The organism is Bifidobacterium phasiani, from assembly GCF_019331775.1.
Classification (GTDB): domain Bacteria; phylum Actinomycetota; class Actinomycetes; order Actinomycetales; family Bifidobacteriaceae; genus Bifidobacterium; species Bifidobacterium phasiani.
Genome location: NZ_JAHBBD010000004.1, coordinates 132,662 through 146,258 on the forward strand (window position 1 = coordinate 132,662; position 13,597 = coordinate 146,258).

Annotated in this window: 9 protein-coding genes and 1 pseudogene; 1 reads left to right on the plus strand and 9 read right to left on the minus strand. The window is 68.9% G+C overall.

Annotation, left to right across the window (positions count from 1 at the left end):
- Nucleotides 1–214: 214 nt before the first annotated feature.
- The 5 genes from KIH73_RS03050 to KIH73_RS03070 form a co-directional block, all read right to left on the minus strand.
- Complete coding sequence (locus KIH73_RS03050) at nucleotides 215–1,978, minus strand: ABC transporter family substrate-binding protein (protein ID WP_338023940.1); 1,764 nt, start codon at nucleotides 1,976–1,978, stop codon at nucleotides 215–217.
- A gap of 281 nt (nucleotides 1,979–2,259) precedes the next feature.
- A complete protein-coding gene (locus KIH73_RS03055; RefSeq protein ID WP_219080405.1) occupies nucleotides 2,260–4,356 on the minus strand; it encodes a dipeptide ABC transporter ATP-binding protein in 2,097 nt (698 codons plus the stop codon).
- A complete protein-coding gene (locus KIH73_RS03060) occupies nucleotides 4,356–5,333 on the minus strand; it encodes an ABC transporter permease (protein WP_219080437.1) in 978 nt (325 codons plus the stop codon). The genes KIH73_RS03055 and KIH73_RS03060 overlap by 1 nt, the downstream gene beginning before the upstream one ends.
- Before the next feature lie 97 nt (nucleotides 5,334–5,430).
- The gene (locus KIH73_RS03065) at nucleotides 5,431–6,414 is read right to left on the minus strand and encodes an ABC transporter permease (protein ID WP_219080407.1); all 984 of its coding nucleotides are present in this window, start codon (nucleotides 6,412–6,414) and stop codon (nucleotides 5,431–5,433) included.
- Nucleotides 6,415–6,734: 320 nt separating this feature from the next.
- Nucleotides 6,735–7,769: a tyrosine recombinase XerC gene (locus tag KIH73_RS03070; protein ID WP_219080409.1), complete on the minus strand. Its 1,035-nt coding sequence runs from the start codon at nucleotides 7,767–7,769 to the stop codon at nucleotides 6,735–6,737.
- Between the two features lie 153 nt (nucleotides 7,770–7,922).
- On the opposite strand from KIH73_RS03070, the gene KIH73_RS03075 reads away from it, so the two are divergent.
- Nucleotides 7,923–8,174 carry a DUF6725 family protein gene (locus KIH73_RS03075; protein WP_219080411.1) on the plus strand — a complete coding sequence of 84 codons (252 nt, stop codon included), beginning with the start codon at nucleotides 7,923–7,925 and terminating at the stop codon, nucleotides 8,172–8,174.
- 13 nt (nucleotides 8,175–8,187) lie between these two features.
- On the opposite strand, the gene KIH73_RS03080 is transcribed toward KIH73_RS03075, so the two are convergent.
- The 4 genes and pseudogenes from KIH73_RS03080 to typA form a co-directional block, all read right to left on the minus strand.
- The gene (locus tag KIH73_RS03080) at nucleotides 8,188–9,258 is read right to left on the minus strand and encodes a prephenate dehydrogenase (RefSeq protein ID WP_236022552.1); all 1,071 of its coding nucleotides are present in this window, start codon (nucleotides 9,256–9,258) and stop codon (nucleotides 8,188–8,190) included.
- A 26-nt stretch (nucleotides 9,259–9,284) separates the two neighbouring features.
- Nucleotides 9,285–10,289 (minus strand): prephenate dehydratase, encoded by a 1,005-nt coding sequence (locus KIH73_RS03085; RefSeq protein WP_219080413.1) that lies wholly within the window; start codon nucleotides 10,287–10,289, stop codon nucleotides 9,285–9,287.
- Nucleotides 10,290–10,665: 376 nt separating this feature from the next.
- Nucleotides 10,666–11,112: pseudogene (locus tag KIH73_RS03090) on the minus strand (alcohol dehydrogenase); the annotation flags it as partial.
- 297 nt (nucleotides 11,113–11,409) lie between these two features.
- Nucleotides 11,410–13,338 (minus strand): translational GTPase TypA, encoded by a 1,929-nt coding sequence (gene typA, locus KIH73_RS03095; RefSeq protein ID WP_219080416.1) that lies wholly within the window; start codon nucleotides 13,336–13,338, stop codon nucleotides 11,410–11,412.
- Nucleotides 13,339–13,597 lie beyond the last annotated feature (259 nt).

The window sequence follows — 13,597 nt, forward strand, 5'->3', positions numbered from 1 at the left end:
GCCGCCCGCCTCTCGCATATGCCGGACATTCGGTGTCCATACAGCGAACATTCAGCCGCTATACAGCGGACATACGGCAAACACCATCGCGCATCATGCGGGACGATGCGCCGCATATCGCATATATACGCCGAGGGCCCGCACGATCCCAACGGAATCGTGCGGGCCCTCGTTCTCAGGTCATCGCCGCATCATGCGGCGTGCCGTGCCGGACTCACTCGGCGGTCTTCTCCCAGCCGATGTCCTCGCGGTGCAGCGTGATCTGCAGGAAGCCGGACGGGCCGTAGTTGGCCAGGCCCTCCTTGACGGCCATGTAGATCGGCGGGGTCGACACCGGGATGGTGCCGTACAGCTCCAGCGACGCCTGCTCGGCCTTATTCGCGGCCTCGGTCGCGGCGGAGACGTCCTCGAGCGTGCCCGGGATGCTCCACAGCTGGTCGACCTCGTCGGAGCCGACGTAGGTGAAGTTCGAGGAGGAGTCGGAGCCGTACAGCTGGAAGCCGGAGGAGCTGTAGCCGAACGGATCGGAGGCGGACCAGCCCATCGGCAGCACCTCGTAGGAGCCGCTGGTCACGGTCTCGGAGAACTTCGAGTTGTCGAGGTTGATGATCTCGCACTCGACGCCGATGTTCTTCATCATCTGCTGGTAGGCGTTCGCCATGGCGGTCTGGGTGGCGCTGTCACCGAAGTAGGTGTAGGTGATGTGCAGCGTCTCGCCGTCCTTCTCGTAGTACTCGTCGCCCATCGTGTAGCCGGCGTCCTCGAGGGTCTTCTTGGCGCCCTCGACGTCGAGCTCCTGCACGTCCTCCGGCAGGTTGTTCTCGTAGCCCTCCTGGAACGGCTGCAGGATCTCGGAGCCCGGACGCTCCGGGTTCCAGTCCACGCCCTGGTAGGCGATCGAGATCCAGGTGTCGTAGTCGAAGCCCTGGCTGATGGCCTTGCGCACGTTGATGTCCTGCAGGGCGCCGGCGGTGCCGTTGTAGGTGAAGACGTTGGTCTGCATGCTGTAGCCGATGCGCAGCTGGACGCCGTCCATGCCGCGGACGATCTTCAGACGATCGGCCGAGGAGGCGCCGCCGCCCGAGGCGCGGCCGCCGATGGCGTCGATCTCGCCGTTCTGGAAGGCGTTGATGGCGGCGGAGTCGGACATCTGCTTGAAGATGACCTTGTCCAGCTTGCCCGGGTTGCCCCACCAGTTCTCGTTGCGCACGAAGGTGACCTGCGTGTCGTCGAAGGAATCGATGGTGTACGGGCCGGCCGCCCACTCGGTGTGCGGATCGTTGACCCAGCCCTGGGTGAACACGTCCGGATCGACCGAGTTCGGGTTCACCAGGTTCTGGAACAGGTACTGGTACGGATAGAACGGAGTCTCGAAGGTGACGACGACCTGCTTGGCGGTCTCGCCCTGCTCGACCGAGGCGATGTTCTCATAGCCCATGGTCTGCGGCGGGTTGTAACGGTCGTCCTTGCCGTTCAGGCAGGTCCAGGTGGCCTGGAAGGCGGTCCAGTCGATCGGCGTGCCGTCGTTCCAGACGGCCTTCTCGTTGATGTCGTAGGTCACGACCAGCGGATCCTCGCTGGTGACCTCGACGTTGGTCAGGTAGTCCGGGTTCGGCGTGGCCTCGCCGCCGACGCTGTAGTCCCACAGATGCGGCTGGTACCAGGCCCACAGCTCGCCCATGTAGGCGGTGTTGCCGTCGGTGCTGTTCATGTTCCAGTTCGGGCCGATCTCGGAGATGTCCTGGGTCAGCGTGCCGCCGTCCTGGATGTCGTCGCGCTCGGTCGGGTTGTCGTTGCGCTCGCCGGCGACCGGGGTCGGCAGGGTGCCCTGGTAGCTCGACGGGACGCCGTCGTCCGGCTGCACGTAGTCGGTGGTGGTGTCATCGGTGTTCGCGTTGTTGCCGCCGCAGCCCGACAGAGCCAGGATGCACGCGGCGAACGCGGCGGTCACCGCGATCATGGTCTTGCGAGTTTTCACTTTGTTCCTCTCGTCTCGAATGTGTCTTGCGACACTGAAACATTCTCGATGGTAACGGAAACGAACTTCGAAGCAAGTTCGTGGTTCATCTTGTGGACATGCGGCAGAAAACTTCAGGATACTTTCAGCAAACCGTGCTATAGCAGCGCGCGCTGCGCAGCCTGGAGGGCCGGGCGGCCGCGCACGCCCCGCCGAACGACGAGAGCGGGCCTCCCGTCGATGTCGGGAGGCCCGCTCTCATGGTCCGGGCATGCGGACCGCGGCCGCGGTCCGGCGCGCCGTCAGGCGAAGTGGCAGGCGGCGAGGTGGTCGGCCGAGCCGGACTTGACCTCCAGCACGGGGGCCTCGCCCAGGCAGCGCGCCTGCTGCTCCTTGCTCAGCGTCGAGAACTTCGGGCAGCGGCTCGCGAACGGGCAGCCGCTGAAGCTCTCCGACGGGCTGGGCAGCTCGCCCTGCAGCACGATGCGCTGGCGGGTGCGCTCGATCTTCGGGTCCGGCACCGGCACGGCGCTCAGCAGCGCCTCGGTGTACGGGTGCAGCGGCGTCTCGAACACGTCGTGGTTGCTGCCGATCTCGACGATGCGGCCGAGGTACATCACCGCGATGCGGTTCGAGATGTGGCGGATGACCGACAGGTTGTGGGCCACGAACAGGTAGGCCACGCCCAGCTTGTTCTGCAGGTCCTCGAGCAGGTTGATGACGCCGGCCTGGATCGAGACGTCGAGCGCGGAGACCGGCTCGTCGAGCAGCACGAGCTTGGGGTTGACCGCCAGGGCGCGCGCGATGGCGATGCGCTGGCGCTGGCCGCCCGAGAACTGCGTCGGGAAGCGGTCGACCTGGTCGGGGTTGAGCTCGACCAGGGCCATCAGGTCGCGGATGCGGTCGTTGATCTGCTCCTTGGACATCTTCTGCACCTTGAGCGGCTCGGCGAGGATGTCGTAGATCGGCAGACGCGGATCGAGCGAGCTCATCGGGTCCTGGAAGATGTACTGCACCTTGCTGTGCAGCTGGCGCCTGGTCTCGCGGCTCATGCGCTTCTCGACGCGCTGGCCGAGCACGGAGATCTCGCCCGACTCGGGCTGCTTGAACTCCATGATCTCCAGCAGCGTGGTGGACTTGCCGGAGCCGGACTCGCCCACCAGCGCGACGGTCTCGCCCTCGCGCACGTCGAGCGTGACGTCGTCGACGGCGTGGACCTCGCCGACCTTGCGGCGCAGGAACCCGCCGGCGGTCAGCGGGAAGGTCTTCTTCAGATGCTTCACGTCGAGCACGACCTGGCGGTCCTCGCGCGGGATGCCGGCGAACTTCGAGGTGACGGACTCGCCCACCGAGTAGATGTCGCGGAAGGTCAGCCCCTTGCCGACGATCTCCCTGACGCGGTGGCAGGCGGCGAGCTGGCCCTCGCGGCCCTCGACGGGCAGCAGATCGGGCTCGCTCTGGCGGCACACGTCGGTCGCCAGCGGGCAGCGCGGCGCGAACGGGCAGCCCTTGGGCATGTTCACCAGGTTCATCGGCGCGCCGGGGATCGGCACCAGACGGCTCGACTTGGCGCGGTCGGGGCGCGGCACGGCGCCCAGCAGACCCATCGTGTAGGGCATGACCGGCTGCGAGAACACGGTGTCGACGTCGGCCTTCTCGACCGGGCGGCCGGCGTACATCACGATGATGTCGTCGGCGATGCCGGCGATGACGCCGAGGTCGTGGGTGATGAAGATGACGGCGGCGCCGGTCTCCTGCTGGGCGCGCTGCAGGACCTCGAGCACCTGGGCCTGGATCGTCACGTCGAGGGCCGTGGTCGGCTCGTCGCAGATGATGACGTCGGGGTTGTTGGCGATGGCCATGGCGATGACCACGCGCTGGCGCATGCCGCCGGAGAACTGGTGCGGATAGGCCTTGAGGCGCTCCTCGGCGTTCGGGATGCCGACCAGCTTGAGCAGCTCGATCGAGCGCTTGGCGATCTGCTCCTTGGTCATCTTCGGGTTGTGGATGACCAGGGCCTCCTCGAGCTGCTGGCCGATCGAGAACACCGGGGTCAGGGCGGAGAGCGGGTCCTGGAAGACCATCGCGATGCGGTCGCCGCGCAGGACGCTCATCTCCTTGTCGGTCTTGGTCAGCAGCTCATCGCCGCGGAACCTGATCGAGCCCTCGACATGGGCGTTCTTGTCCAGCAGGCCCATGATCGCCATCGACGTGACGGACTTGCCGGAGCCGGACTCGCCCACGATGCCGAGCGTCTTGCCGCGGTACAGGTCGAAGTTCACGCCGCGCACGGCGCGCACGGTGCCGGCCTCGGAGGCGAAGTTCACGCGCAGGTCGCGCACCTCGAGGATCGGCTTGTCCTCGGCGGTCGTCGTGTTGTTCATCGTCGTGTCAGTCATCACTCCGCCTTTCCGGCCGAACGGGAATAGGGATCGATCGCGTCGCGCAGGCCGTCGCCGATCAGCTGCACCGAGAAGGTCAGCAGGATCAGCACGGCGGACGGGAACAGCAGAATCCACGGCGCGGTGAGCACCGAGCTCTGGCCGTTCATCAGCAGCGTGCCGAGCGAGGTGTCAGGGGCCTTGATGCCCAGGCCGAGGAAGCTCAGCGCGGTCTCCTGGTTGACGGCGCTGACCACGCCGAGCACGGTGTTGATGATCAGGACCGAGCCGAGGTTCGGCACCAGGTGGCGCACGATGATGCGGAACGAGCTGACGCCCATGAACTTGGCGGCGCGGATGTAGTCGAGCTCGCGCAGGCTCATCGTCAGCGTGCGGATCACGCGGGCGTAGCCGATCCAGCCGAAGGCCGTGATGCCGATGGTCAGCCACAGCCAGCCGGAGGTGCCCGACGAGGAGCGCACGATCATCGCGACGAGCAGGAAGGACGGGATGACCAGCAGCATGTCGAGCAGCCACATGCCGACCTTCTCGACGACGCCCTCGAAGAAGGCGATCGTCGTGCCGATCAGCGCGGAGATGATCATGATGAGCACCGAGGAGATGACGCCGACGAGCAGCGAGCGGCCCAGGCCGCGCACGATCATCGCGTACATGTCGGAGCCGCCGATCGTGGTGCCGAGCCAGTGGTCGGCGCTCGGCGCCTGCGCGAGCGCGGTGAAGTCCGGCTCGTCGTAGCGCCACGGGCTGATCTTGTCGCCGAGCAGGGCGAACAGCACGAGGATGATGAAGATCACCATGCCGAACACGGCGGAGGGGCGGCGCAGGAAGCGGCGCACGTACAGCGTCATGCGGCTGGTGCGCTTGAAGTCGCTCTGCGCGTCGCCGCCCTGGGAGGGGCGGGTCACGACGACCGTCGGCTCGCCTTCGTTGGCGATGTCCTGATTGAGTCCGAGGTCCTTGGTTTCAGCGGCCATTTCGCTCACGAGCGGTCTCCTTCCGCGCCGTAGGCCCCGTTGCGGGGCGTCACGTCCAACTGCACTGCTTTGTTCACTTCGAATCACGCACCTTCCATCAGTTCAGCCGGATGCGCGGGTCGAGCCACGCGGCGAGGATGTCGGCCAGCAGCGCGCCGGCCAGCGTGCACACGCCGCTGAAGGCCGCGATGCAGACGGCGCCGTTGATGTCGTTGTCGTTGATCGTCGTCACGAAGTACCGGCCCAGGCCGTTGATCGCGAACACCGTCTCGGTGATGACCGCGCCGGTGAAGATGCTGGCGATCGAGAACGCGATGTTGGTGGTCGTCGGGATCAGCGAGGTGCGCAGCGCGTGCTTGCGGATCGCCTGGTTGAGCGTCAGGCCCTTGGCGCGGGCGGTGCGCACGTAGTCGGCGTTCATCGTGTCGAGCAGGTAGGTGCGCTGGGTGAGGTGGTAGTTCACGTAGCCGATGGCGGTGAGCACCAGGGTCGGCAGGATGATGTGCTGCAGGAAGTCGAGTATCGACAGGCCTATGTTCCCCCCCTCGTAGGAATGCAGGCCCGTGACGTAGAAGATGCGAGTGCCGGTCGCGTTGTTGATGGCGATGGCGCCGAGCACGATCAGCAGGCCGAGCACGGCGGCCGGGGTGACGAGGAACAGCGTGGACAGCGCGTTCAGCGCGCGGTCCTGCCACTTGTACTGGCGGATGGCGGTGTACACGCCCAGGCTCACGCCGATGATGATCGACAGGATCGTGGAGATGGTCACCAGCTGCACCGAGGCCGAGATGCGCGAGGCGACGGCCGGGCCCACCGGCTCCTGGTCGGGCGACAGGCCCCAGTCCCATTCGGTGACGATGCCCTTCAGCCAGTTGAAGTAGCGGACGAACACCGAGGTCTTGTCGTTGATGTTGGCGAGGTCCAGGGACCGGTCGATCGAGGCCTCCGGCGGGCGGGGATTACGGGCCATGTAATTCGAACGCGGGTCCATGAACGCGCTTGCCAGGAAGTACGTCATCGAGATGGCGACGAATAGCATGATCACATAATTCACCAATCGTTTGATGATGTACTTAATCACTTGCTACTCCCTCATCAGGAATGTGGTTGTCCGTTACAAACTCTCCCATTCTAGTCATAGGACCAGCGACGGGGCGTCGTAACCAGTAGATGCTGTTATACCAAAGACCTCGGAAGTTCAGGCCGCGTTCATGTGTCGGTCACGGCCCCGGACCGGCGAGCGCCGGTATTCCCGCGATTCCGCCGCTGGCGTCCGAAAGGCGGAAAATCGTAGCAGACGGCGGATGGCCCCCGGAAAACTTTCCACATAGTGGACACCAGCCCGCCGGTGAAACGTTGCAGCCCCGTGGGGACGCCCCGTGGCGCGGCCCGCGCGTCCGGTCACGCCCGGGGGAAGGCCTGGCCGTAGCGCTGCTTGAGCTGTTCGATCGACACGTGCGTGTAGCGCTGCGTGGTCCGCAGCGACGCATGGCCCAGCATCTCCTGCACCTCGCGCAGGTCCGCGCCGCCGTCGAGCAGATGCGTGGCCGCGCTGTGGCGCAGGGCGTGGGGCCCGATGTCGGGGACGCCGGCCTGCGCGGCGCGCTCGTGGACGACCTGGCGCACGACCCGCTGGTCGATGCGCGAGCCGCGCGCGCCGAGGAACAGCGCGTCGCCCGACCTCGCGCCGGCCAGCGCCGGGCGGCCCCCGCCGATCCACCGCTCCAGCGCCCGCTGCGCCGGCACGCCGAACGGCACCACCCGCTGCTTGTCGCCCTTGCCGGTCACGCGCATCGTGCGGTTGTCGAACGTCACGTCGCCCAGGTCCAGGCCGACCAGCTCGGCCACGCGCACGCCGGTGGCATACAGCACCTCGAGCATCGCCGCGTCGCGCAGCGCCAAGGCCGTGTGCCGCGCCGCGTCCCTGCACCCGGCGACGTGCGCAGCGGCGCGGTCCGGCGCTGTCCCGGCCCCGTCGCCCTCGACCGCGTCGCCGCCCGAAGATTCCGTTGCGGCGTCCGGTCCGGGGCCCTCCCCCGCGTCGGCGGGCAGGCACGCCGCCCCGGCGCTGTCCATCAGCCGTTCGGCCTGCGACTCGTTGAGCACGACGGGCAGCGTCATGGGGATCTTCGGCGTCATCAGCACGGCCGCGGGATCGGCCGGCGTGACCCCGTGGTCGCGGGCCCAGGCGAAGAAGCCGCGCACCGCCACCGTCTTGCGCGCCATGCTCGAGCGCGCGTGCGAGCGCGATTCGCCGGCCATCCACGCGCGCAGGTCCTCGATGCCCACCTCGCCGAGCTCACGCACGCCGCGCCGTTCGAGGAACCGCAGGCAGTCGCCGACGTCGTGCCGGTAGGCGCGCAGCGTGTTCTCGCTCAGCCCGCGGTTGGCCCGCAGGTACGTGCAGTACTCCCCAAGCTCGCCGTCGAACCGCATCCGGCCCCCTTTCGCGGCCGCCGCGAGCGGCCCGCCGATATCGTCACCATGCCCCAGCCTAGACCGACAGGTCTCCCGCGCCGGACGCACCGGCGCGGCCGGCGTCCGGCCGGCGTACGATGGGAACGATCGGGACCGACGGAAGGAGGCATCATGCCCATGCCACGCGAGATCCCGGCCGGGGCGCGCATCGTCGTACGCATCTGCGAGGGCGTCGACCCGGCCGACCACCGAATGAAGTTCCGCGACTACGTCGGCCACGTGCGCTCCTGGGACGGGCACACGCTGGAGATGACCCGCGACGCGGCGGCCAACGGCTCGCGCCCGGAGCAGCGCGTGACGATCGACGTCGAATCGATCGTCACCATCAAGCCGGTGCCGGAGCGCCCGGCCCCGCGCCCGTAGCCGCCCGGCCGGCTCAATCGGCCAGATGGGAGCGCCGCTGCACCGCCACGCGGCGCGCGTCCGCAAGCCCGACGACGTGCTCGCCCCGGCGCGCCGACGCCATCAGCGCCTCCCGCCAGTCATCGCCGAGCCCGAGCGTGGCCGTGGCGCCGTGCGCCTCGCCGGCGGCGGCCTCGGCCTTGTAGTCGCGGAACGGCTGCCCCGCGGCGAAGAACCGCAGGATCTCGCGCTGCGCGCGCGTCCGTCCGCCGTCGTCCGGTCCGTCGGACCGCCAGGCGTGCAGCGCGTCGGCCATGCCGGACAGCCGCGCGGCCATGCGCCGCAGCAGCGCCTCGACGTTGGCCGCGTCCTCCTCGACCATCGCGCGCGTGCGGTCGGGGTCGGTCAGCGCCACGCGGGTCATGTCGCGCCACGAGCCCGCCGCCAATGCGACGGCGACGTCGCGCTCGGGGCTGTCCACCAGCTCGTCGACCAGCGCGGTCGCCACGACGTGGGGCATGTGCGAGATCAGCGCGGCGGCGCGGTCGTGCGTCGCGTCGTCGATCACGATCATCCGGTTGCGGCCCACACCGACGATCATGCCGGCGACGGCCTGGAAGCGCTCGTATGCGGTGTCCCCGTCGACGCTCACCGCCCACAGCGCGCCGTCGTACAGCGCCGGGTCGGCGGCCGACCAGCCCGACCGCTCGTTGCCGGCCATCGGATGGGCGCCCACGTAGCGCTCCCCCAGTCCCGCGGCCCGCACCTGCTCGCGCACCATGCCCTTGACGCTGCCGACGTCGGTCAGCGTCGTGGCGTCGTCGAGCACCGGCTTGAGCCGTTCAAGCATCTCGGGCATCGCCTTGAGCGGGTTGCACAGCACCAGCACCTCGGGCCGGGCCTGGGCCAGGGCCTCCAGCGTCGGCAGGCACGCGATGCCCTGCGCGGCGGCGGCCTCGTACGGGCGCGTCGTATGGTTCCACGCCAGCACGCGGCAGCCCGCGTCGTTCAGCCGGCGGGCCAGGGAGCCGCCGATCAGCCCCAGGCCGACGACGCCGACGCTGCGGGGCACCGGCCAGGGCGCCGTGGCCGCCGGGGCCGTCATATCCGTCATGTCATGTGCGGCGCCGTTCACCACAGCAGCTCCCTTCCGGCGTCGCCGGCCTCCGCCGCGCCGTCGATCGGCCCGGCCAGCCGCACGCCGCCACGGGGCAGCATCCAGTCGTCGACCGGCGGGTTGGGCCGCTCGCGCCGCGGATAGACCGCCAGGGTCTTGACCCAGTCGCCGTGCTCGGCGACCTCCTCGAGCACCGCGTGGAACCTCGGCTGCCAGGGCGCCGCGTCGATCGTGGCGATGAAGCTGTAGGTGCCGTCGTGCCCCTTGATCGGCCGGGAGATGAAGCTGGTCATGTTCAGCCCGGCGTCGCGCAGCACGTCCAGCAGGTCCGCCAGCACGCCGGGGCCGGTGCTCAGCGGGATGAAGGTGATGATCGTCTCGAACTCCCCGACGCCGGCGGCGCGGGCGCGCTCCAGCATCGCCCGGGCCTCGTCGCGCGGGGCGAGCACCAGGAACTCGGTGCGCGCGCCGCGGTAGTCCTGCACGCCGGCGGCCCAGGTCCGCAGCCCGTACAGCGGGCCGCAGATCGACGGGCCGAGCGCCACCTGACCGGGCCGCAGGTCGCGGCATGCGGCCGCGTTCGAGGCGGCCGGCACCGGGGTCAGCCGGTGCTCGGCGATGAAGCCCGCGCACTGCGCCAGCCCATGCGCGTGCGCCGAGACGACGGCGCCGTCGATCGCGGGCTCCGCGCCGTCGGCGCCGTCGCCGTCCATGCCGTCGCCGTCCGGGCGGACGAAGGCGTCGAAGGCGATGTCGACGCCGACGCGGGCGAACCCGGCCGCGTCGCGCGCGTCGATCAGCATGTCGAGGTTGGGCACCACGTACCCCTCGACGTTGTTCTCCCAGGCGATGACGCCCCACGCCTCGCCGCGCTGCACGGCGTCCATGATCTGCGGGACGTCGGCCGCGGCCAGCAGCGCGGGCTCCCCGCCGTCGCCGTCGCGCAGCATGGCGGCCGCCGCCGCGGCCGCCTGGTGGGTGAACGAGCCCTGCGGGCCGAGATAGTGCAAAGGTTTCATCGATGCCGCCGTTTCCGTGTCAGTCGCCGAAATGCCGCCTCAGCCACGTTAGCGCACATCGCGCCGGCATGCCGGCCGGCGCCGCATCGTGGACCGGGACGCCGGCGCGGGAGGACGGCACGGGCGGGCACGGGGTCTCGGGGTCCGGGAGCGCGCCGTGCCACGCCGGTCAGCGGCCGGGGCCCAGGAAGATCCCGGCGCCGTCGTCCGGCGCTGGGGAGTCCGTGTCGCCGGACGGGGCTTCGCGGCGGTCGTCGACCTGCGTCGATCCATCGGGCCCATCCCCCGGCGCGACGGCTCCGGAGACGGAGGCGGGGGAAGCCGACTCCCCGTTCCCGCCGCCGTAAGCCGCATCGACGTCGCCGTCGTCGAGGCGCTCCTCGCGCGGCGGGACGACGAACCACCGCGCCGGCAGGAAGAGCATGACCACCTGCAGCAGGATCTCGCCGTACAGCCAGATGCTGCCCGCGTTCTGCACGAAGAACGGCATCGGGGCGCTGAACCCGATCGGGATCATCGCGTCGCCGCCGGGGCCGTACATCGCCATGCCCCAGACCACGCCCGACGAGGCGATCAGATGGAAGCCGATGCCGATGGCGTTGCAGCGGGCGCGGGCGCACCACGTCGAGATGCCGAGGATCAGGAACGCCAGCGCCAGGCCGTAGGGGATGTTGTATTCGGCGCCCATGCGGTGCGCCAGCGTGCCGACGACGCCGCTCGCCGCGCCGGCGAGCATCGTGATCAGCACGCGGACCACGATGTGCTGCCGGTGGCTCCACGGCAGCAGCGAGCGGTTCCCGGGACGGTTCGTCATATCGGTCATGCGTTCCAGCATGCCACGCCTTGCTGACCGCGCGGCGGACGGCGGTACGAAAAACGGGCGGCCCGTGGGGACCGCCCGTCGTCGTCCGGCGCCGCCGGGCCGTGGGCTACTTGTTGGCCTGATTGTTCTGCCGAGCCGTCAGGCAGGCAGTCCGGTGGATTGCCTGTAGGCGAAGTGCCGAAGCGTAATGGACACCCCCGGTGGGGTGTCCATAGCTGAGGTGAGCAGCCGCCAAGGCTGCGAAGCACACGCGTCAGCGGGTGGCCGCCAAGGCTGCGAAGCGTCGGAACAATCGGGCTACTTGCCGGCCTGATTGTTCTGACGGCGCTGCTTGGCTCGCCACTTGTACCAGTCCTCGCGGCCGAGGATGATCTTGCGCACGCGGACCGACTCCGGCGTGACCTCGACGCACTCGTCCTCGTTCGCGAAGTCGAGGGCCTCCTCGAGGCTCATCTTGATCGGCGGGGTGAGGGTCTCCAGCACGTCGGCGGTCGAGGAGCGCATGTTCGTCATGTGCTTGGCCAGCGTGATGTTCACGTCCAGCTCGTCGGGCTTGTTGTTCACGCCGACGACCTGGCCCTCGTACACCGGGGACTGCGGTTCGACGAAGAAGTTGCCGCGCGCCTGCAGACGCTGCATCGCGTACGGGGTGGCCACGCCCTTGCGGTCGCACACCATCGAGCCGTTCTGGCGGGTGACGATCTGCCCGGCCCACGGCGCGTAGCCGGCGGAGAGCGACGAGGCGATGCCGGTGCCGCGCGTGGCGGACAGCAGCGCGGTGCGGAAGCCGATCAGGCCGCGGCTCGGCACGGTGAACTGCAGGCGCACCCAGCCGGAGCCGTGGTTGGCCATCGACTCCATGCGGCCCTTGCGGTCGGCCATGAGCTGGGTGACGGTGCCCATGTACTCCTCGGGCACGTCGATCGTCGTGCTCTCCATCGGCTCGCACACCTGGCCGTCGATGGTCTTGGTGACCACCTGCGGACGGCCGACGGTCAGCTCGTAGCCCTCGCGGCGCATCTGCTCGGCGAGCACGGCCAGCGCCAGCTCGCCGCGGCCCTGCACCTCCCAGGCGTCGGGGCGGTCGGTCGGCAGCACGCGGATCGACACGTTGCCGATCAGCTCGCGGTCCAGGCGGTCCTTGATCATGCGGGCCGTGAGCTTGTGGTCCTTGCCCTCGGTGCCGGCCAGCGGCGAGTCGTTGATGCCGAAGGTCATCGAGATGGCAGGCTCGTCGACGTGGATGAGCGGCAGCGGCCTGGGGTCGGCGGGGTCGACGATCGTCTCGCCGATCATGATGTCGTTCACGCCGGCGATCGCGACGATGTCGCCGGGGCCGGCCTGCTCGACCGGGTAGCGGTCCAGGCCCTTGGTGCGCAGGATCTCGGAGAGCCTGAAGTTCTCGATCGAGCCGTCGACGCGGCTCAGGCCGTACTGCTTGCCCTTGACCAGCGTGCCGTTGTAGATGCGCACCAGGCCGAGGCGGCCCAGGTAGTCGGAGGCGTCGATGTTGGTGACGTGCGCCTGCAGCGGGGCGCCCTCCTCGTATTCGGGGGCGGGGATGTTCGAGATGATCGCGTCGAACAGCGGCTCCAGGTCGTCGTTGTCCGGCATGCCGCCGTTCTCCGGCTGGTTGGTCGAGGCGTAGCCCGCCTTGGCGGCGCAGTAGATGACCGGCAGGTCGAGCAGGGAGTCCAGGTCGAGGTCGACGCCCTCCTCCATCACGTCCTGGGCCAGGCCGAGCAGCAGGTCGGTGGACTCGCCGACGACCTCCTCGATGCGGGCGTCCGGGCGGTCGACCTTGTTCACGCACAGGATGACCGGCAGCTTGGCCTCGAGCGCCTTGCGCAGCACGAAGCGGGTCTGCGGCAGCGGGCCCTCCGAGGCGTCGACGAGCAGCACCACGCCGTCGACCATCGAGATGCCGCGCTCGACCTCGCCGCCGAAGTCGGCGTGGCCCGGGGTGTCGATGACGTTGATCGTGATCCCCTCGGGGTGGCCGTACTTGGCGGCCAGCGGGCCGGTGTACTGCACGGCCGTGTTCTTCGCGAGGATCGTGATGCCCTTCTCGCGCTCCAGATCGTTGGAGTCCATCACGCGGTCGGGGACCTCCTCGCGTTCGGAGAACACGTGCGACTGCTGGAGCATCGCGTTCACGAGCGTGGTCTTGCCGTGATCGACGTGCGCCACGATCGCCACATTCCGAATATCACCACGAACTGCCATCAAACAACCTCTCTTATTCGGCTTCAGTTGCGTCCCATCGGTACCGGGGCGCGTCTGGCCTGCCGGGTACCCGCACACAAACCGAGCCAAGTGTAACCGCATTGCTTGACAGCCGGGCTCCCCCGCCGCGGGGCCGGGACGGGCGGCGCCCTGCCCCGGGACGCGGTCTGGTATACACATCTGACGCTGCCGACGAAGCTAGAAGTGTAGAACTCGGTGGTCGCCGCATCTGTGAAGAGAAGACATTTTACATATCTGA